Raw genomic sequence first — 18,807 nt, forward strand, 5'->3', positions numbered from 1 at the left:
GGTTGGCAGTAGAATCGGGGGTTCCGCCCGCGCATGCAGGCGTTTTCCCCACATTCCAGACACCCCCACTCCATGTCAGCTTCCTCTCCTGTCGATCGCTGGATCGTCCTCAAGTTCGGCGGCACTTCGGTGTCGCGTCGTCATCGCTGGGACACGATTGGGACGCTGGCGAAAAAACGCGCGGAGGAGACCGGTGCGCGGGTGCTGGTGGTGGTGTCGGCCTTGTCCGGGGTCACCAACGAACTGACCGCGATCGCCGACGGCAGCGCCGACAGCGCGCAACGCGTGGCCGCGCTGGAGCAGCGCCACCGCGAGTTCCTGGCCGAACTGGAACTGGACGCCGAGGCGGTGCTGGGCGAACGCCTGGCGGCGCTGCGCGGCCTGCTCGCCGATCCGCGCGCCGCCGAGCGCACGCTGGACTGGCAGGCCGAGGTGCTGGGGCAGGGCGAGTTGCTGTCCTCGACCCTGGGCGCGGCCTACCTGCGTGCCAACGGCCTGGACGTGGGCTGGATGGACGCGCGGCAATGGCTGGACGCGCTGCCGCCGCAGCCGAACCAGAGCGCCTGGTCGCGGCGCCTGTCGGTGTCGTGCCAGTGGCAGTCCGATCCGCAGTGGCGCGCGCGCTTCGTCGCCCAGCCCTCGCGCATGCTGATCACCCAGGGCTTCATCGCCCGGCACGAGGACGGCGGCACCGCCATCCTCGGCCGCGGCGGCTCGGATACCTCGGCGGCGTATTTCGGCGCGCTGCTCGGCGCCAGCCGGGTCGAGATCTGGACCGACGTGCCGGGCATGTTCAGCGCCAATCCGCGCGAAGTGCCGGATGCGCGCCTGCTGACCCGCCTGGACTACTACGAGGCGCAGGAAATCGCCACCACCGGCGCCAAGGTGCTGCACCCGCGCTCGATCAAGCCGTGCCGCGACGGCGGCGTGCCGATGGCGATCCTGGACACCGAGCGCCCGGAGCTGCCCGGCACCAGCATCGACGGCAACGCCCGCACCGTGCCCGGGGTCAAGGCGATCAGCCGCCGCAACGGCATCGTGCTGGTGTCGATGGAAGGCATCGGCATGTGGCAGCAGGTCGGCTTCCTGGCCGACGTGTTCGCGCTGTTCAAGAAGCACGGGCTGTCGGTGGACCTGATCGGCTCGGCCGAGACCAACGTCACCGTGTCGCTGGACCCGAGCGAGAATTTGGTCAATACCGACGTGCTGGCCGCGCTGTCGGCCGACCTGGCGGAGATCTGCCGGGTCAAGATCATCGTGCCGTGCGCGGCGATCACCCTGGTCGGGCGCGGCATGCGCTCGCTGCTGCACAAGCTCTCGGACGTGTGGGCCACGTTCGGCAAGGAGCGCGTGCACATGATCTCGCAGTCGTCCAACGACCTGAACCTGACCTTCGTCATCGACGAGACCGATGCCGACGGATTGCTGCCGATCCTGCACGCCGAACTGATCGACAGCGGCGCGATGCCGGTGGAAGAGACCGAGGTGTTCGGCCCGCGCTGGCGCGAGATCGCCGGCACGGTGCGGCCGCGGCCGGTGCCGTGGTGGCAGGGCGAGCGCGCGCATCTGCTGCGCCTGGCCGAGGCCGGCACGCCGCGCTACATCTACCACCTGCCGACCCTGCGCGAACGCGCGCGTGCGCTCAAGGCGATCGCCGCGGTGGACCAGCGCTACTACGCGATCAAGGCCAACGCGCATCCGGCGATCCTGCAGACCCTGGTCGAGGAGGGTTTTGGCCTGGAGTGCGTTTCGCACGGCGAGCTGCGCCGGGTGTTCGAGATCGTGCCGGAGCTGTCGCCGCGCCGCGTGCTGTTCACCCCCAGCTTCGCGCCCCGCGCCGAGTACGAAGCCGCGTTCGCGCTGGGCGTGACCGTGACCGTGGACAACGTCGAGGCGCTGCAGCGCTGGCCGGAGCTGTTCCGCGGCCGCAGCCTGTGGCTGCGCATCGACCTGGGCCATGGCGACGGCCACCACGAGAAGGTCAACACCGGCGGCAAGGCCTCCAAGTTCGGCCTGTCGGCGACCCGCGTCGACGAGTTCGTCGAGGCCGCGCGTGCGCTGGACATCCGCATCGTCGGCCTGCACGCGCACCTGGGCAGCGGCGTGGAGACGGCGCAGCACTGGCGGCGCATGTGCGACGAGCTGGCCGGCTTCGCCCGGCGCATCGGCAGCGTCGAGATCATCGACATCGGCGGCGGCCTGCCGATCCCGTACAGCGCCGACGACGAACCGTTCGACCTGGAGACCTTCGCCCAAGGCCTGGCCGAGGCCAAGGCCGTGCATCCGGCGTTCCGCCTGGCGATCGAACCGGGCCGCTACCTGGTCGCCGAGTGCGGCGTGCTGCTGGCCCGCGCCACCCAGGTGATCGAGAAGGACGGCATCCGTCGGGTCGGTCTGGATGCCGGCATGAACACGCTGATCCGCCCGGCGCTGTACGACGCCTGGCACGACGTGGCGAACCTGAGCCGCCTGGAACAGCCGGCCGAGACCGTGTTCGACGTGGTCGGGCCGATCTGCGAATCCAGCGACGTGTTCGGCAAGCGCCGGCGCCTGCCGGCGGGCACCGCGCCGGACGACGTGATGCTGATCGCCGATACCGGCGCCTACGGCTACAGCATGGCCAGCACCTACAACCAGCGCGAGTTGCCCCGCGAGGAGGCGATCGATGCGCACGCAGACTGAATTCGTCGCGGGCAGCGCCGCGGCCGGCGCGCTTGCGATGGTGGCTGCCACCGCGGTGGATCAGTCGGGTACGTCGCTGCCGTGGACCGACAGCCTGAAGTGGGCGTTGCCGGCGTTGGCCGCCGCTGCCATCGGCGCATGGCTGGCGGTGCGCTGGCAGCGCCGCGGGCCCGCGGCGAGCACCGGCGCGCTGGCCCTGCGCACCTCGCTCCTGGCCGCGTTGGCCTACCTGCCGGCGCTGGCGCTGTATGTGCTGGTGGCCGTGCTGGCCTCCGCCGCGTCGGTGCCGGCCGGACAGCACTGGCAACTGCTGCTGATGGCCTTCGTGTTCGGCTGCCTGCCGCTGCTGTGGGCCGCCTTGCCGTTTTCGATGCTCGAATTTCTTCTGTGCCGCCGCTATCTGCGGCACACCCGTGTGCTTGCAGGATGTCCATGACCGCTTTCGACAAACAGCAGATCGCCACCTTCCGCTTCGTGCGCTGCGGCTTCGACGCCGACAGCGGCGTGGCGCGCCTGGTCTATGCGTTCGACGACGGCCCGGAGCTGGTGGAAACCATCACCGTGCCCGGCGCGCCGTTCGCGCTCGACCCGGCGCGCGCGCAGGCGGCGCAGCGCGCCCTGCGCCTGCTGCACCTGATCGCCGGCGTCAGCTACTACAAGGCGGCGGTGCCGCCGCGCATCGTCATCGACGACTACGCCATCGATGCGGAGACTGCCGCGCTGCTGGACAGCGTGTACCTGCATGGCCTGGGGGAGTTCGCCTATCGCAATGGCCTCGACCTGCGTGGGCGCATCCGCTTCCCGGCCGCGGACGCCGAGGCGGCCGACGCCACGGCGCTGGGGCTGCGCGACCAGGCGCTGGTGGCGATCGGCGGCGGCAAGGATTCGCTGGTCAGCATCGAGGCGTTGCGCGCGGCCGGCGTGGCGCAGACGGTGACCTGGATCGGCGGCTCGCAGTTGATCCGCGCCTGCGCCGAGCGCACCGGGCTGCCGACCTTGAACATCGGCCGCACGCTGGCGCCGGAGCTGTTCGAGCTGAACCGTCAGGGCGCGTGGAACGGGCATATCCCGGTGACGGCGGTGAACTCGGCGATCCTGGTGTTCGCCGCGGTGCTGCGCGACGCCGGCCAGGTGGTGTTCTCCAACGAGCACTCGGCCAGCTACGGCAGCCAGATCGCCGGCACCGGCGAGGTCAACCACCAATGGTCCAAGGGCTGGGCCTTCGAGCAGGCGTTCGGTACGCAGGTGCAGCGCTACGTGGCCGCGGACCTGCGCTATTACTCGCTGCTGCGGCCGCTGTCGGAACTGGCGGTGGCGCGACAGTTCGCCAAGACCGACCATTACGACGCGCATTTCTCCAGCTGCAACCGCAATTTCCACATCCTCGGCGAGCGCCCGGCGCATCGCTGGTGCGGGGTCTGCCCGAAGTGCCATTTCGTGTTCCTGGCGCTGGCGCCGTTCATGCCGAAGACGCGGCTGGTGCGCATCTTCGGCCGCAACCTGCTCGACGACGCCGGCCAGGCCGGCGGCTTCGACGCGTTGCTGGAGTTCCAGGACCACAAGCCGTTCGAGTGCGTCGGCGAAGGCCGCGAGTCGCGCGCGGCGATGGCGGCGCTGGCGGCGCGCGCGGAATGGAAGGAGGACGCGCTGGTGGCGCGTTTCATCCGCGAGATCCAGCCGCAGCTCGACCCCGCCGACCTGCGCGTGGAGCCGCTGCTGGAACTGGACGCGCAGCACCGCATCCCGGCCGACCTGTGGGAACGCGTGCGTGCGAATTTCGCAGCTTGAGTCGCAGCGCGTCGCGCTGTGGGGTTGGGGTCGCGAGGGCCGTGCGGCGTATGCGGCCGTGCGTGGCTGGGAAGCGGGAATCGGGAACGGGGAAGCGCGACGTGCGCTGCCGCTGACGGTGTTCTGTTCGGCTGAGGAGGCCGCGGAGATCGCCGCGCTGCACGATCCTGCGTTGCATGTCGAGACCGAGGCCACCGCCGAGCGCCTAGCCGCGTTCGATGTGGTGATCAAGTCGCCCGGGATCAGTCCTTACCGGCCCGAGGCACAGGCCGCCGCGGCGCGCGGCACGCGCTTCATCGGCGGCACCGCGCTGTGGTTCGCCGAACACGCTGGCACGGACGGCGTGGTGCCCGGCAGCGTCTGCGTCACCGGCACCAAGGGCAAGAGCACCACCACCGCGCTGCTGGCGCACCTGCTGCGCGCCGGCGGCCATCGCACTGGCCTGGTCGGCAACATCGGCGTGCCGCTGCTGGAAGTGCTGGCGCCGATGCCGCCGCCGCAGTATTGGGCGATCGAACTGTCCAGTTACCAGACCGGCGACGTGGCCCGCAGCGGTGCACGGCCGCAGCTGGCGCTGGTGCTGAACCTGTTTCCCGAGCATCTGGACTGGCACGGCAGCCAGGCGCGCTACATCGCCGACAAGCTCGAGCTGGTCACCCATGCGCGGCCGCGCATCGCCCTGCTCAACGCCGCCGATCCGCAACTGGCCGCCCTGCAACTGCCCGACAGCGAGGTACGCTGGTTCAACCGCGAGGACGGCTGGCACATGCGCGGCGAGGTGGTCTACCGCGGCGACAGCGCGGTGTACGACAGCGCGCAGGCGCCGCTGCCGGGCCGGCACAACCGCGGCAACCTGTGCGCGGTGCTGGCCGCGGTGGAGGCGCTGGGCCTGGATGCGGCGGCGTTGGCGCCGGCGGCCGATCGCTTCCGGCCGCTGCCGAACCGGCTGCAGACCCTGGGCACGCGCGACGGCGTGACCTATGTGAACGACTCGATCAGCACCACGCCGCATGCCAGCCTCGCGGCGCTGGAGTGCTTCCGCGGGCGGCGCATCGCGCTGCTGGTGGGCGGCCACGACCGCGGCCTGGACTGGCAGGACTTCGCCGACCACATGCGCGACGGTGGCGCACCGCTGGAGATCGTTACCCTGGGCGCCAACGGCCCGCGCATCCACGCGCTGCTGGCGCCGCTGGCCGCCGACGCCGGCTTCGGCCTGCATGCCGCGGCCGACCTAGCGGAAGCGGTGGCGCTGGCGCGCGCGGCGCTGGGCGAGCAGGGCGGCGTGGTGCTGCTGTCGCCCGGCGCGCCCAGCTTCGGCGCCTACCGCGACTACGTGGCGCGCGGCCGCCATTTCGCCGCGCTGGCCGGGTTCGACCCCGATGCGATCAGCGCCATTCCGGGGCTGGGCATCGCCTGAGCCTCGGCGCGGCGCCGGCGCACTCGGTGCGCTGATGTCGCTGTCCGTTATGGGTGCTGCGGAAAGAGCATGCCCGGAAGCATTCGCCGGGCCGTCATGCGACGACGCTGTGCGCCTTGTCCCATCGCCATCGCCGGCCGCCGTCGCCCTCACCTCGACGTGCATGGCACGTTCTAGACTGCCGCCTGGTTTCCACGGGAGAAGGGCGATGCGCATACGATCGATGCTGCGGTGGACCGGTCTGCTCGGGCTGGCCTTGGTGCTGCCGCTGCCGGCCTGGGCGGCGATGCAGGCCAAGCCGGTGGAGTGGCAGGTCGGCAAGGACAGCTTCAGCGGCGTGCTGGTCTACGACGATGCCGACCACGACACGCGCCCCGGCCTGGTGATGGTGCCGAACTGGCGCGGCGTCAACGACTCCGCGGTGGAGAAGGCCAAGCGCCTGGCCGGCGGCGACTACGTGGTGCTGGTGGCCGACGTCTACGGCAAGGGCAAGCGACCGGCCAACGATGCCGAGGCCGGGCAGTTCGCCGGTGCGCTGAAGAAGGATCCGGCCACGCTGCGCGCGCGGGCGTTGGCGGCGGTGGCGGCGCTGAAGGCGCAGGCCGGCAAGGCGCCGCTGGATCCGGCCCGGATCGGCGCGGTCGGCTTCTGCTTCGGCGGCACCACGGTGCTGGAACTGGTCCGCGCCGGTGCGCCGCTCGCCGGCGTGGTCAGCCTGCACGGTGGCCTGGCCACGGCGGCACCGGCAGCCGCAGGCAGCGCCAAGGCACCGGTGCTGGTGCTCAATGGTGCCGACGACAAGAGCGTGAGCCGCGACGATATCGCCGCCTTCGAGCAGGAAATGAACGGCGCTGGTGCCGACTGGCAGTTCGTCAACTTCAGCGGTGCCGTGCATTGCTTCGCCGAAGCCGACGCCAACAGCCCGCCGGGCTGCCAGTACAACCCGCGTGCGGCCAAGCGTGCCTACCGGATGCTCGAGGATTTCTTCGAGGAGCGGTTCGGGCGGGATTAGGGAGGTGCCTCGCGCTGCGCGCTTGGCGGGATTGGGGATTGGTAAAAGCGGACCGTCGGTGCCGCCCAACTGATCGGTTGGTGTGGCGAGCCCGTAGCGCTTCAGGCGTCAACCAAGCCGCCGTTGCGAATCCCCAATCCCGAATCACCAATCCCTTCCGGCGCGTGGTAGCGAGCCGATGGCAGTCAAACGGGCCTAATGAGCCCTCATGGTGTCTTGGAGGAGTGCTTGAGCAAGTGCGCCTGCGCCGCGGCGATGGCGCCGCTCATGGCCGCGCGCGCTTGCGGGCTGTTGCGCCAGCAGGTGGAGCCGAGCAGCGCCGCGGCCTGTTCGGTGAGTTGCCGTGCATCGCAGGCGGCTAGCGCCTGCAGCGAATGCACGCCCAATTGTTCCAGGCGCGCGACGACGGTGGGACCGACGCCTTTCACCGCCAGCAGTACGGCGCGGTCCTCGGCGTCAAAGGCGATCATGCCCGGGCAGCGCTCAGTGTCTGCGCTCGACCGCATAGCGAGCCAGCCCGCGCAGGGCGGCCACGGCCTCGTTCTCGGGCAGGCCGTCCAGGGCGCGTTCGGCGGCGGCGGCGTAGTCGGCGGCGCGGCGGCGGCTGTAGTCGATGCCGCCGCTGGCTTCGATCGCGGCCAGCACCTCGGGCATCGCGCTGGCGTCGCCCTGTTCGACGATCTGGCGCAGGCGCGCGCGGGTGGCGTCGTCGGCATGCGCCATGGCGTGGATCAGCGGCAGCGTGGCCTTGCCCTCGGCCAGGTCGTCGCCCAGGTTCTTGCCCAGGTCGGCCGCGTCGGCGGTGTAGTCGAGCACGTCGTCGGCGATCTGGAACGCATAACCCAGCTGCATGCCGTAGTCGTACAGGCGCTCCTGCACCGCCTCGCTGGCACCGGAGGCCAGCGCGCCAAGCCGGGTGCCGGCGGCGAACAGCACCGCGGTCTTGCGCTCGATCACGCGCAGGTAGGCGGCTTCGTCGGTGTCCGGGTTGTGCACGTGCAGCAGCTGCAGCACCTCGCCCTCGGCGATGCGGTTGGTGGTGTCGGCCAGCAGGCGCATCACCGCCATGCTGTCCAGCTCCACCATCAGCTGGAAACTGCGCGAATACAGGAAGTCGCCGACCAGCACGCTGGGCGCGTTGCCCCACAGCGCATTGGCGGTGCTGCGGCCGCGGCGCAGGTCCGACTCGTCGACCACGTCGTCGTGCAGCAGGGTCGAGGTGTGGATGAATTCGATGATCGCCGCCAACTGGTGCTGCATCGGCCCGCCGGCGCCGCAGGCGCGGCCGGCCAGCACCACCAGCATCGGCCGCAGGCGCTTGCCGCCGGCGGAAACGATGTGGTCGGCGATCTGGTTGATCAGCACGACGTCCGAGGACAGGCGGCGGCGGATCAGGGCGTCCACCTCGGCCATGTCCGGCGCGGCGAGCATCTGGATCTGGGGCAGGCCCAGGGCGGAGCTGGGGGATTCGGCGATGCTCATGCGGACAGGACTGGAAACGTGCGCAAAGTATAGGCTGCGCGGCCACATCCGTCCCGTTGTGGGCCGGGGCAGGGGGCGGAGAGCTTGCCGTGCCTGGGTTTGCAGCGCCCGGCGGGAGGCGTGCCGGCAGGATTCCGACAGCCCAATGCGGCGTTTCCCGGGGCGCCCGCGGGCGCCTGGCGCAGGCCGGTCCGGTCCGGCGATGTTAGGATTGCTCCCCGAAATCTTCTTTACCGCTCTGCGTGCCCCCTGGCCGCGGAGACCCCAGACGGAAGCAGCTCATGGCCCGCGGCATCAACAAAGTCATCCTCGTCGGCAACCTCGGCAACGATCCCGACATCAAGTACACCCAGGCCGGCATGGCCATCACCCGCATCAGCCTGGCCACCACCAGCGTGCGCAAGGACCGCGACGGCAACCAGCAGGAACGCACCGAGTGGCATCGCGTGGTGTTTTTCGGAAAGCTCGGTGAGATCGCCGGCGAGTACCTGCGCAAGGGCAGCTCGGTCTACGTCGAAGGCTCGATCCGCTACGACAAGTACGCCGGCCAGGACGGCGTGGAGAAGTACTCCACCGACATCGTCGCCGACGAGATGCAGATGCTCGGCGGCCGCGGCGAGGGCGGTGGCGGCGGCATGGGCGGCGGCGACCGTCCGCAGCGCTCGGCGCCGCCGCGCCAGGAACGCTCCGGCATGGGCGGTGGTGGCGGTGGTGGCGGCGGGCAGGATTACGCGCCGCGCCGGCAGCAGCCGGCCCCGCAGCAGTCCGCACCGATGGACGACTTCGCGGACGACGATATTCCGTTCTGATCTTTCGTCGTTCCTGCGATGCAAACAGACCCCGGTAAGCCATTTTGCTTGCCGGGGTTTTTTCTGTTTTGGCGAGGTGTTGTCCTTTTTAGCGCGAGTTTGTCCGGTCCTCCAAGGCAGGCGATATGAAGCCAGACGGTATCGGTCGACTGGAGTGGTCACACGTACCGTGCTTTTCACCGCTGGCGATTGGGGCCGGAGCGTGCGTGCAAGCGGCGAGTGCCCTGCTGTTCCTGCCTTCAAAACTGGGTCGGTCGCCAAGCGTCGCGTCGTGCCCAGTCGCCTCGGCAACGCCTTGGCGCGGCTTTCGTGCCCAGTCCATGCTATCGCTCAACGCCGGCCGACCCGGCTGCAACGGGGAAGGTGTCGTGGGGGTTGCTTTAGCGGCGACAGGCTTTCCGATGAAAGCCATCGCGGCTAAAGCCGCTTCTGCGAAAAGCATATTGGCGTCGCTCGCCGCTACACCACGATCCTCACCACATGAATGCGCATGGCAACGCGGCGGAGGTGTCCTGAAGCTCCAGGTCCGACCTCCCATCCCCGCCGCCTTGCAGGCGATTTAGCGCCTTAGTCCCAGGGAGGAACCACGGGTCCGTCGCTATCTCGCCATGCGTCGCCTGCTCGAGCAGGTTCACCAAATACCCGTTTGTTTGTCGCCCTACGTCTCGCTGCACAACTCCGTACGTCACCCGAGATTCCATCGCCGTCATGACGACTGACACCACAGGCGTTGTGCCCTGCAGCATGTGGTTTCGTGCAGTGCGTCTTGCAAAAGCGCGATTCACTGCTCTATGGTTCAATCGATTGAATCGCGGCGAATCGTCAGCGTTTGAACCGGTTGGGAGGCCGGAAGGTGGATGTCTATCCATTCGATCGGACCGGCGCCGGCCTTTGGGTTCACGCGGCGCGAGGCGCTGCGCATGGCGGTCGCCGGGAGCCTTGGCCTTGGGGCAGTGGGCATGTTGCCGGCACTCGCTGCCGCCACGCCGCTCAAGGGCAACCTGAAGCAGTCTGTCGCCCGCTGGACGTTTTCGCAGCTGTCGACCGCACAGCTTTGCCAGGTAGTGAAGGGCCTGGGGTTCGCCGCCATCGATCTGGTGGGCCCGGCGGATTGGCCCACGCTGAAGGCGCATGGCGTGTACAGCGCGATGTGCAATGGCGCGGAACTCGGCCTGGACAAGGGCTTCGCCGGCAGCCAGTTCCACGATGAGCTGGTCGCGCGCTACACGCGGCACATCGACCTGGTGGCCGATGCCGGCTATCGCAACCTCATCTGTTTTTCCGGCAACCGGAATGGCATGGATCCCCAGGAGGGCATGGCCCACGCCGAAGTCGGACTCAAGCGCATCCTCGGGCATGCCGAGAAGCGCGGGGTCGTGCTGGTGATGGAGCTGCTGAACTCCAAGGTCGATCATCACGACTATCTGTGCGACCACTCCGCCTGGGGCGTGGAGCTGTGCCAGCGGATCGGCTCGGACCATTTCGGCCTGCTGTACGACATCTACCACATGCAGATCATGGAGGGCGACATCATCGCCACCATCGGCAAGCATCACGCGTGCTTCAAGCATTACCACACCGCCGGCGTCCCGGGCCGGCACGAGATCGGGGACGATCAGGAGCTCCACTATCCCGCCATCTGTCGCGCGATCCGCGATACCGGTTTCGATGGCTATCTGGCGCAGGAGTTCGTTCCTACCGCGCCGGATCCCGTCGGCTCGCTGCGCGAGGCGATCCGCCTCTGCGATGTCTGAAACGCTATCCACCGAGGTGAAGTAGAACCCATGGCAGACAATCATTACGACGCCATCGTCGTTGGCTCGGGCATCAGTGGCGGTTGGGCGGCGAAGGAGCTGACCGAGAAGGGACTCAAGGTCCTGATGCTGGAACGCGGACGCAACATCGAGCACGTCAAGGACTACGTCAACGCGATGAAGGAGGCGTGGGATTTCCCGCATCGCAACCGCCCGACCCAGGCAATGAAGGCCGATTATCCGGTGCTGATGCGCGACTACGCCCTGGTCGAGAACCTGCAGGGAATGTGGGCCAACGAAAAGGAATCGCCCTACACCGAGATCAAGCGATTCGACTGGTTCCGCGGCTATCACGTGGGCGGCCGCTCGCTGATGTGGGGACGGCAGAGCTATCGCCTGTCGGACCTGGATTTCGAGGCGAACCTGAAGGACGGCATCGCCACCGATTGGCCGATCCGTTACGCCGACCTCGCACCCTGGTACGACCACGTGGAGAAGTTCGCCGGCATCGCCGGCACGCGCGAGGGACTGGACGTGTTGCCGGACGGCGAGTTCCTGCCGCCGATCCCATTGAACATCGTCGAGAAGGACGTCGCCGCGCGGATCAAGAAGGCCTTTGGCGGCACCCGGCACCTGATCCACTCGCGTACCGCCAACATCACCCAGCCCAAGGTCGAGCAGGGCCGCGTCAACTGCCAGTATCGCAACAAGTGCATCCTGGGCTGTCCCTTCGGCGCCTATTTCTCGACCCAGGCGGCCACGCTGCCGGCGGCCATGAAGACGGGTAACCTGACCCTGCGGCCGTTCTCGATCGTCAAGGAGGTGCTCTACGACAAGGACCGCAAGCGTGCGCGCGGCGTGGAGATCATCGATGCCGAGAGCGGACAGACTTACCAGTACACGGCCAATGTCATCTTCCTCAATGCGTCCTCGTTCAATTCGACCTGGCTGCTGATGAACTCGGCCACCGATGTCTGGGACGGCGGCCTGGGGTCGTCGTCGGGCGAGCTCGGGCACAACGTGATGGACCATCATTTCGGCGCCGGTGCCTCCGGCCGGGTCGAGGGCTACGAGGACAAGTACTACTTCGGCCGCCGTCCCTGCGGCTTCTACATCCCCCGGTTCCGAAATGTCGCCATGGACAAGCGCGGTTACCTGCGCGGCTTCGGCTACCAGGGCGGTGCGAGCCGCACAGGCTGGTCGCGCGAGATCGCCGAGCTGAACATCGGCGCCGACCTGAAGGAGGCGCTGACCGTGCCGGGCGACTGGAGCATCGGCATGACCGGATTCGGCGAGATGCTGCCGCACCACGACAACACGATTCGCCTAGACCCGCAGCGCAAGGACAAATGGGGGCTGCCGGTGCTGGCGATGGACGTCGCCATGCGCGAGAACGAAAAGGCCATGCGCAAGGACATGGCCGCCGATGCCGCCGAGATGCTGGAGGCGGCCGGCGTCAAGGACGTGAAGATGCACGATGGCGACTACGCGCCGGGCAAGGGCATCCATGAGATGGGCACCGCACGCATGGGCCGGGATCGCAAGAACTCCGTGCTGAATCAGTACAACCAGGTGTGGGACGCGCCTAACGTCTACGTGACCGATGGCGCCTGCATGACCTCCAGCGGCTGCGTGAATCCTTCGCTGACCTACATGGCGCTGACCGCACGTGCCGCCGATCATGCCGTGCGCGAACTGAAAGCGGGGAACCTGTGATGGAACGTCGCGAACTGCTGAAGATGATCTTTGCCGCCACGGGCGCGGCGATGGTCGGCCTGCCCGCGCTCGCCCCGGCACAGGCGTCGGCCGCGGGGACGAAGGTGCTGTTCTCCGCCGCCGAGATCGGCACGCTGGACGAGATCGCCGAGACCATCCTGCCGCGGACCAAGACGCCGGGGGCGAAGGACGCCGGTGCCGGTGCATTCATGGCGAAATTCGTCACCGACTGCTACACCCCGCGGCAGCAGGCGACGTTCCGCGCCGGCCTGGCCGAGATCGACAAACGTGCCGGCGGCCGATTCATGTCGCTCACCCCGCAGGCGCGTGCCGAACTGCTGCGCGCCCTGGATGCGGAGGCCAGGGCAAAGGCCGTCGACGTGACCGACACCGGCACCGCCGACGCGGCGGACGCGATGCCGCATCCCTTCACCATGATCAAGCAGCTGACCATCTTCGGCTTCTTCACCTCCGAGGTCGGCGCGACCGAAGTGCTGCGCTACGTCGCCGTGCCGGGCCGCTATGAAGACATCACCTACGTTCCCGGCACGCCCGCCTGGGCCACCGGCTGATGGAGCGCCACGCTTCGCCCTTCCTCCTTCTCCTGGAAACACGATGACCAGATCCCTGCTGATGGCGGCCTGCCTGCTGGCCGTGGCGCCTGCGGTCGCGCAGGCCGACGGCGACCCCGCACGCGATCCTGCCAAGACCGAAGTGTGGAAGCCCGTGCCCGCGACCGTGGCCACGCCCCCGGGCGGCGCGCCCTCCGACGCGATCGTGCTGTTCGATGGCAAGGATCTGTCGGCCTGGGAGTCGGAGCAGGGCGGACGCGTGCCCTGGAGCGTCGCCGACGGCGCGCTGACCGTGGTGCCGGGCAGCAAGGGCATCCGCACCAAGCAGCGCTTCTGCGACATCCAGTTGCATGTCGAGTGGCGCACGCCCACCGCGACCGGTGGCTTCGACGGCCAGCAGCGGGGGAACAGCGGCATCTTCCTGCAGGAGCTGTATGAGTTGCAGGTGCTCGACAGCTACAACAACCCGACCTATGCCAATGGCCAGGCCGGTGCGATCTACAAGCAGGCCATTCCGCTGGTGAATGCCTCGCGTGCGCCGGGCCAGTGGCAGGTGTACGACATCATCTGGAAGGCGCCGCGTTTCTCGCAGGGCGGCGGGCTCACGTCACCCGCCCGCATCACCGTCCTGCACAACGGCGTGCTGGTGCAGAACGACACCGTGCTGGCGGGCAAGACCGAATACATCGGCGCGCCGTCGTACGCGCCGCATGGATGCGCGCCGATCTTCCTGCAGGAGCACGATTCCAAGGTCAGCTACCGCAACATCTGGGTGCGCGAGCTGTAGCGCCGGCGCCGTCGGCGCCGATCGCCTGGGGTGTGTCGGCGATCCCGGGTATGCCGTGCTCAACGCGGCATACCCGGGAATGGAGGGCGCGCCCTACTGCGCCAGAAAGCTGGCGAGGTCGTCGACCTCCTGTTGCGACAGCTGCGAAAACGGCGGCATCAGCCCGCCGCCGTTGCGGATCTTCTCCTTGATCTGCGCGGGCTGCAGGCGCTTGCCCACGTCGGTCAGCGCGGGGAAGGTGGGCGGGACGCCCGCGCGATTCGCGCCATGGCAGGCCGTGCAATGGTTCGCGTAGAGCTGCGCGCCGGCCGCCGGGTCGTCCTTGGACCAGGCCTTGGGCGCAAGCGTCGCCCCCAGCAGCACCACGGCCATCGTCGTGATCGTTTTCAAGCGGAACTCCTTTGCGTGCTAGCGCTGTGTGCTCGCGGGCAGATGTTCGCGCAAATACTCCGCACTGGTCCGGACGACGCTGGCCGGGTCGCGCGGCTGGTCGTGCTCGATGATGTACCACTGCACGCCGCTCGCCGCCGCGGCAGGCAGGATCGCGTTCCAGTTCAGCACGCCCTTGCCGACCGCGGCGAAGCCGCCTTCGTCTTGGGCCTGGCCTTTCGGTGCGTTGTCCTTGGCGTGGACCGCGAACATGCGGCCCTTGAACTTGCCCAGCATCGCCGCCGGGTCGTAGCCCGCGCGCGCGACCCACGCCAGGTCCAGCTCGGTCTTGAGATCGGGGCCGGCCGCGGCGAACAGCAGTTCCAGGCCGGTCTTGCCATCGAAATCGACCAGCTCGAAATCGTGGTTGTGATAGGCCAGGCGCATGCCCTTGGCGCGTGCCCGCGTCGCGAGTTGGCCAAGTTCCTTACCCAGTGCGGTCCAGCCTGCGGCATCGGTGGGCCGCTCCTTCTGGTCCAGGTAAGGCACCACCAGCGTCGTGTTGCCGATCGAGCGGTTGAAGGCCACCGCACCGTCCAGGTCCTTGCGCAGGTCGGCCAGCTGCACGTGCGAGGAGATCGCCTTGATCGAATACTTGTCCAGCAATTGCTTGAGTTCCACCGCGCTCATGTTCTGCGTGCCGACCGTTTCCACCGCGCCCACGCCGGCGTCATGGACGATCTTCAACTGTTGGTCGAGCGTGCCGGCGTTGCGCAGCGAGTACATCTGCACTGCGATGGGGGCCTCCTGGCCGGCGGCGTCGCGTGCGAAGGCGGGCAGGGCCGCGAAGAGCAGCAGTGCGAGGGTTGCGGTTCTGCGTGTCGCTGTGTTCATCAGGAAGTCCTCCAGGGAGTCAGTCGATGGATGTCCAGCCGCGTGTCCTGGCCGATGTGATGACGCGATCGACGATCAGCGCCGAGCGCAGCCCGTCGTCGAAGGTGGGCAGGCCGTCCGGCCGCTCGCCGTCGATGGCGCGGTAGGTGTCGGCGACGAACGCCTCGAAGCAATCGCCGTAGCCCTGCGCGTGCCCGGCCGGCAGCGTCGCCAGCCGGCGCTGTTCGGCGCTGCCGGCACCCGGTCCGCGCACGAAGACTTCCTCGCGCTGGTCCGGCCGGCCGATCCACAGGCGTTCGGCGTCCTCCTGGTCGAACGCCACGCTGGCCTGGGCGCCGTCGATCTCGAACCAGAGGCGGTTGCGGCGCCCCGCCGAGACCTGGCTGACCGTCAACGAGGCCAGCGTGCCCGCGCCGGTTCGGAGCATCGCCATGGCCACGTCTTCGCTCGCGACCGCCTGCATCGCGCCACCCGCCGCCGGCGTGGTGAAGCTCTGTCCGGTGTTGGTGCCGCGTTCGGCGATCACCGTCGCGAGCGCGGCGCTGACTTCGGCGAAGCGCTCGCCGCTCACCCATTCCACCAGGTCGCACCAGTGCGAGCCGATGTCGGCGAACACGCGCGACGCGCCGCCCAGCGCCGGGTCCACGCGCCAGTTGTTGCTGGCCGGATCCAGCAGCCAGTCCTGCAGATAGCTGCCGTGGATCAGGCGCAGCGGCCCCAGTTCGCCCTGGGCGATGCGGGCGCGCGCCTCGCGGACCACCGGGTGGTAGCGGTAGACGAAGGGCACCGTGGCGACCAGCCCGGTCGCGCGGGCCAGGGCCGCCAGCGCCCGCGCATCCTCCAGCGTGGTGGCCAGCGGCTTCTCGCAGATCACGTGCTTGCCGGCGTCCAGCGCCGCCTGCGCCATGGCGCGGTGCAGATGGTTGGGCGTGCAGACGTGCACGACCTGCACCTGCGGATCGGCGACCACCTCCTCGATGTCGCGATACGCATGCGGGACATCCCACGATTGCGCCACCTCGCGTGCGCGCTGCGGGGACGAGGCGGCGACGCCGCGGACCGAGGCGCCCGCCAGTAGTGCCGCGCGACGGTGCACGGCGCCGATCATGCCGGTGCCGACGATGGCGATTCCAAGCTTGGGCATCGGGGGGATCCTCAAGGCGCGGAGGGGGCGGCCGCGACGGCGGGCCGGTCGCGGAACAGCAGCAGGAAGGCGACCAGCACCACCAGTGCCACGCCGGCCGGGAACAGCCAGATCTGCCGCCAGTCCGGGCCCGCCGCGGTGGTGTAGTGCTCAACCACGGCGCCGGACAGGAAGGTGCCGATCAGCATGCCCACGCCGTACGTGGCCAGGGTGATGAAGCCCTGCGCGCTGCTGCGAGCGGCCGGGCCGGCGTGCGCATCGGTGTAGATCTGGCCGGTGACGAAGAAGAAGTCGTAGCAGATGCCATGCAGCACGATGCCGATCACCAGCAGGGAAAAGCCGCCGCCGGCATCGCCGAAGGCGAACATCGCGTAGCGCACCACCCACGCCGCCATGCCCACCGCCAGCATCGTCTTGACTCCCAGCCGCACGAATAGGAACGGCATGGCCAGCATCAGCAGGACTTCGGACACCTGGCCCAGCGACTGCAGGCCGGCCGCGCCGCGCACGCCCAGATCGTTGAGGTAGGGGTTGGTGAAGTTGTAGTAGAACGCCAGCGGGATGCAGATGGCGATGGACGCCAGGAAGAACACCAGATAGGAGCGCGACTTCAGCAGCCGCAGCGCGTCCAGCCCCAGGATCTGCCCCAGACCGGCATCGCGCTGGCGCGCTAGCGGCGGCGTGTGCGGCAGGGTGAAGGCATACAGGCCCAGGGCCAGCGAGGCCAGCGCCGCCATCCGGAAGGTCAGCTCGAGCCGATGCGCCTGTTCCCAGCCCAGCCAGCCGATCAGCACGCCGGCCACGATCCAGCCGACGCTGCCGGCCACGCGCACCGGCGGGAACTGCTTTTCCGGCGCTTGCATGTGCCGCATCGCCACGCTGTTGGCCAGCGCCAGCGTCGGCATGAACAGCAGCATGTAGCCCATGACGCAGGCGAAGAACACGCCGAAGCTCGTCGCCGTGGATGCCAGCCACATGAGTACCGCACCTGCGAGATGCAGCACTCCCAGGATGCGCTGCGCCGCGAAGTAGCGATCGGCGATCAGGCCGACCAGGAAGGGCGCGACGATGGCGCCGATGGACTGGCTGAGGAACGCCGTCGCCACCTGGCTCGCGCTGGCGTGTAGCGGCCCCTGCACCAGGTAGGTTCCCAGGGTCACGAACCAGGCGCCCCAGATGAAGAACTGCAGAAACATCATCGCGCCCAAGCGCGACATGGTGTGCGTCATGGCGTCCCCTCCCAGGGCGGTAATGACTCAGGTTCCCAGCATGAGGCGCAGCGACGCCGGATCGGCGCCGCTGCCGGCAAAATCGTCGAAGGCGCGTTCGGTCACGCGGATGATGTGGTCGCGAATGAACGCAGCCCCCTCACGCGCCCCATCTTCCGGATGCTTCAGGCAGCACTCCCACTCCAGCACCGCCCAGCCCGGGAAATCGTATTGCGCGAACTTGGAGAAGATGGCCTTGAAGTCGATCTGGCCATCCCCGAGCGAACGGAACCGCCCCGGACGATCGATCCAGTCCTGGTAGCCGCCATAGACGCCGCTGCGCGCGCTGGCGCGATACTCCGCGTCCTTGACGTGGAAGATGCCGATGCGCGCGTGGTAGCGGTCGATGAAACCCAGGTAGTCCATCTGCTGCAGCAGCAGGTGGCTGGGGTCGTACAGGATCTTGGCGCGTGGGTGCTGGTCGACCACGTCGAGGAAGCGCTCGAAGGTGGCGCCGTCGTGCAGGTCCTCGCCCGGGTGGATCTCGAAGCACAGGTCCACGCCGCAGGCGTCGAAGGCATCCAGGATCGGACGCCAGCGCCGGCCGAGCTCGGCGAAGGCTTCTTCCACCAGTCCGGGCGGGCGTTGCGGCCAGGGATAGAAGTAGGGCCAGGCCAGCGCGCCGGAAAACGTGGCATGCGCCGTCAGTCCCAGGCGCTGGCTGGCCTTGGCGGCCAACTGCAGCTGCTCCACCGCCCAGGCCTGGCGGGCGGCGGGGTTGCCGCGCTTGTCCGGCGGTGCGAAGCCGTCGAACAGGCCGTCGTAGGCGGGGTGGACGGCGACCAGCTGTCCCTGCAGGTGGGTGGACAGCTCGGTGATCTGCAGGCCATGCCCGGCCAGCATGCCGGCGAGGTCGTCGCAGTACGCCTGGCTGTGCGCGGCCTGGGCCAGATCGAACAGGTGGGGCGCGCTGGTCGGTATTTGTAGGCCAGAATAGCCCAGGCCCGCGGCCCATTCGGCCAGCGTGTCCAAGCGATTGAAGGGAGGTGTGTCGGCGATGAACTGTGCCAGGAACAGCGCTGGACCCTTGAGCGTCTTCAACGTGATTCGCCCTCATGCAATCGATTGAATCATCCTAGCATGGGCCTCCCGCAAGACCCGTTGTGCACTGCA

Annotated in this window: 17 protein-coding genes; 10 read left to right on the top strand and 7 right to left on the bottom strand. The window is 68.6% G+C overall.

Annotated elements, in window-relative coordinates; translation table 11 throughout:
- Positions 1-72: 72 nt before the first annotated feature.
- The 5 genes from ACHWVH_RS18875 to ACHWVH_RS18895 all read left to right on the top strand — a co-directional run bounded on the left by ACHWVH_RS18875 (position 73) and on the right by ACHWVH_RS18895 (position 6,899).
- Positions 73-2,682 (top strand): bifunctional aspartate kinase/diaminopimelate decarboxylase, encoded by a 2,610-nt coding sequence (locus ACHWVH_RS18875; RefSeq protein ID WP_394687761.1) that lies wholly within the window; start codon positions 73-75, stop codon positions 2,680-2,682.
- Entirely contained in the window at positions 2,666-3,118 is a 453-nt protein-coding gene (locus tag ACHWVH_RS18880; RefSeq protein ID WP_394687762.1) for a hypothetical protein, read from the top strand. Before ACHWVH_RS18875 ends, ACHWVH_RS18880 begins: the two co-directional genes overlap by 17 nt.
- A complete protein-coding gene (gene murL / locus ACHWVH_RS18885; RefSeq protein ID WP_394687763.1) occupies positions 3,115-4,470 on the top strand; it encodes a UDP-N-acetyl-alpha-D-muramoyl-L-alanyl-L-glutamate epimerase in 1,356 nt (451 codons plus the stop codon). Before ACHWVH_RS18880 ends, murL begins: the two co-directional genes overlap by 4 nt.
- On the top strand, positions 4,451-5,887 hold the full coding sequence (gene murD / locus ACHWVH_RS18890) for a UDP-N-acetylmuramoyl-L-alanine--D-glutamate ligase (protein ID WP_394687764.1): 1,437 nt from the start codon (positions 4,451-4,453) through the stop codon (positions 5,885-5,887). Before murL ends, murD begins: the two co-directional genes overlap by 20 nt.
- 208 nt (positions 5,888-6,095) lie before the next feature.
- On the top strand, positions 6,096-6,899 hold the full coding sequence (locus ACHWVH_RS18895) for a dienelactone hydrolase family protein (protein WP_295924008.1): 804 nt from the start codon (positions 6,096-6,098) through the stop codon (positions 6,897-6,899).
- A gap of 206 nt (positions 6,900-7,105) precedes the next feature.
- On the opposite strand, the gene ACHWVH_RS18900 is transcribed toward ACHWVH_RS18895, so the two are convergent.
- Positions 7,106-7,369, bottom strand: coding sequence for a helix-hairpin-helix domain-containing protein (locus tag ACHWVH_RS18900; protein ID WP_295924007.1), 264 nt, complete (start codon positions 7,367-7,369; stop codon positions 7,106-7,108).
- A gap of 13 nt (positions 7,370-7,382) precedes the next feature.
- Positions 7,383-8,381, bottom strand: coding sequence for a polyprenyl synthetase family protein (locus ACHWVH_RS18905; protein WP_267084792.1), 999 nt, complete (start codon positions 8,379-8,381; stop codon positions 7,383-7,385).
- A 281-nt stretch (positions 8,382-8,662) separates the two neighbouring features.
- Between ACHWVH_RS18905 and ACHWVH_RS18910 the strand changes: the two genes are divergently transcribed.
- From ACHWVH_RS18910 to ACHWVH_RS18930, 5 genes are all read left to right on the top strand, one after another.
- Positions 8,663-9,190 carry a single-stranded DNA-binding protein gene (locus ACHWVH_RS18910; protein ID WP_295924005.1) on the top strand — a complete coding sequence of 176 codons (528 nt, stop codon included), beginning with the start codon at positions 8,663-8,665 and terminating at the stop codon, positions 9,188-9,190.
- An 857-nt stretch (positions 9,191-10,047) separates the two neighbouring features.
- Complete coding sequence (locus ACHWVH_RS18915; protein WP_394687765.1) at positions 10,048-10,944, top strand: hydroxypyruvate isomerase family protein; 897 nt, start codon at positions 10,048-10,050, stop codon at positions 10,942-10,944.
- Between the two features lie 30 nt (positions 10,945-10,974).
- Positions 10,975-12,660 (top strand): GMC oxidoreductase, encoded by a 1,686-nt coding sequence (locus ACHWVH_RS18920; protein WP_043095703.1) that lies wholly within the window; start codon positions 10,975-10,977, stop codon positions 12,658-12,660.
- Positions 12,660-13,232 (top strand): gluconate 2-dehydrogenase subunit 3 family protein, encoded by a 573-nt coding sequence (locus tag ACHWVH_RS18925; RefSeq protein WP_295923999.1) that lies wholly within the window; start codon positions 12,660-12,662, stop codon positions 13,230-13,232. Before ACHWVH_RS18920 ends, ACHWVH_RS18925 begins: the two co-directional genes overlap by 1 nt.
- A 43-nt stretch (positions 13,233-13,275) precedes the next feature.
- Complete coding sequence (locus ACHWVH_RS18930) at positions 13,276-14,019, top strand: DUF1080 domain-containing protein (protein WP_267099553.1); 744 nt, start codon at positions 13,276-13,278, stop codon at positions 14,017-14,019.
- A 93-nt stretch (positions 14,020-14,112) separates the two neighbouring features.
- Here ACHWVH_RS18930 and ACHWVH_RS18935 read toward each other — a convergent pair whose 3' ends face one another.
- Genes ACHWVH_RS18935 through ACHWVH_RS18955 form a run of 5 tightly spaced genes read right to left on the bottom strand, consistent with a single transcriptional unit; the run spans position 14,113 to position 18,735 of the window.
- A complete protein-coding gene (locus tag ACHWVH_RS18935; protein WP_017913243.1) occupies positions 14,113-14,391 on the bottom strand; it encodes a cytochrome c in 279 nt (92 codons plus the stop codon).
- Positions 14,392-14,427: 36 nt separating this feature from the next.
- Positions 14,428-15,282: a sugar phosphate isomerase/epimerase gene (locus tag ACHWVH_RS18940; RefSeq protein WP_267099554.1), complete on the bottom strand. Its 855-nt coding sequence runs from the start codon at positions 15,280-15,282 to the stop codon at positions 14,428-14,430.
- A 19-nt stretch (positions 15,283-15,301) separates the two neighbouring features.
- Positions 15,302-16,426, bottom strand: a complete 1,125-nt coding sequence (locus ACHWVH_RS18945; protein ID WP_267099555.1) for a Gfo/Idh/MocA family protein — start codon at positions 16,424-16,426, stop codon at positions 15,302-15,304.
- Between the two features lie 11 nt (positions 16,427-16,437).
- Positions 16,438-17,655 carry a nucleoside permease gene (locus ACHWVH_RS18950; protein WP_267084788.1) on the bottom strand — a complete coding sequence of 406 codons (1,218 nt, stop codon included), beginning with the start codon at positions 17,653-17,655 and terminating at the stop codon, positions 16,438-16,440.
- Positions 17,656-17,682: 27 nt separating this feature from the next.
- On the bottom strand, positions 17,683-18,735 hold the full coding sequence (locus tag ACHWVH_RS18955; protein ID WP_394687766.1) for a sugar phosphate isomerase/epimerase family protein: 1,053 nt from the start codon (positions 18,733-18,735) through the stop codon (positions 17,683-17,685).
- Positions 18,736-18,807 lie beyond the last annotated feature (72 nt).

Source organism: uncultured Xanthomonas sp. (assembly GCF_964278005.1).
Lineage (GTDB): Bacteria > Pseudomonadota > Gammaproteobacteria > Xanthomonadales > Xanthomonadaceae > Xanthomonas_A > Xanthomonas_A sontii.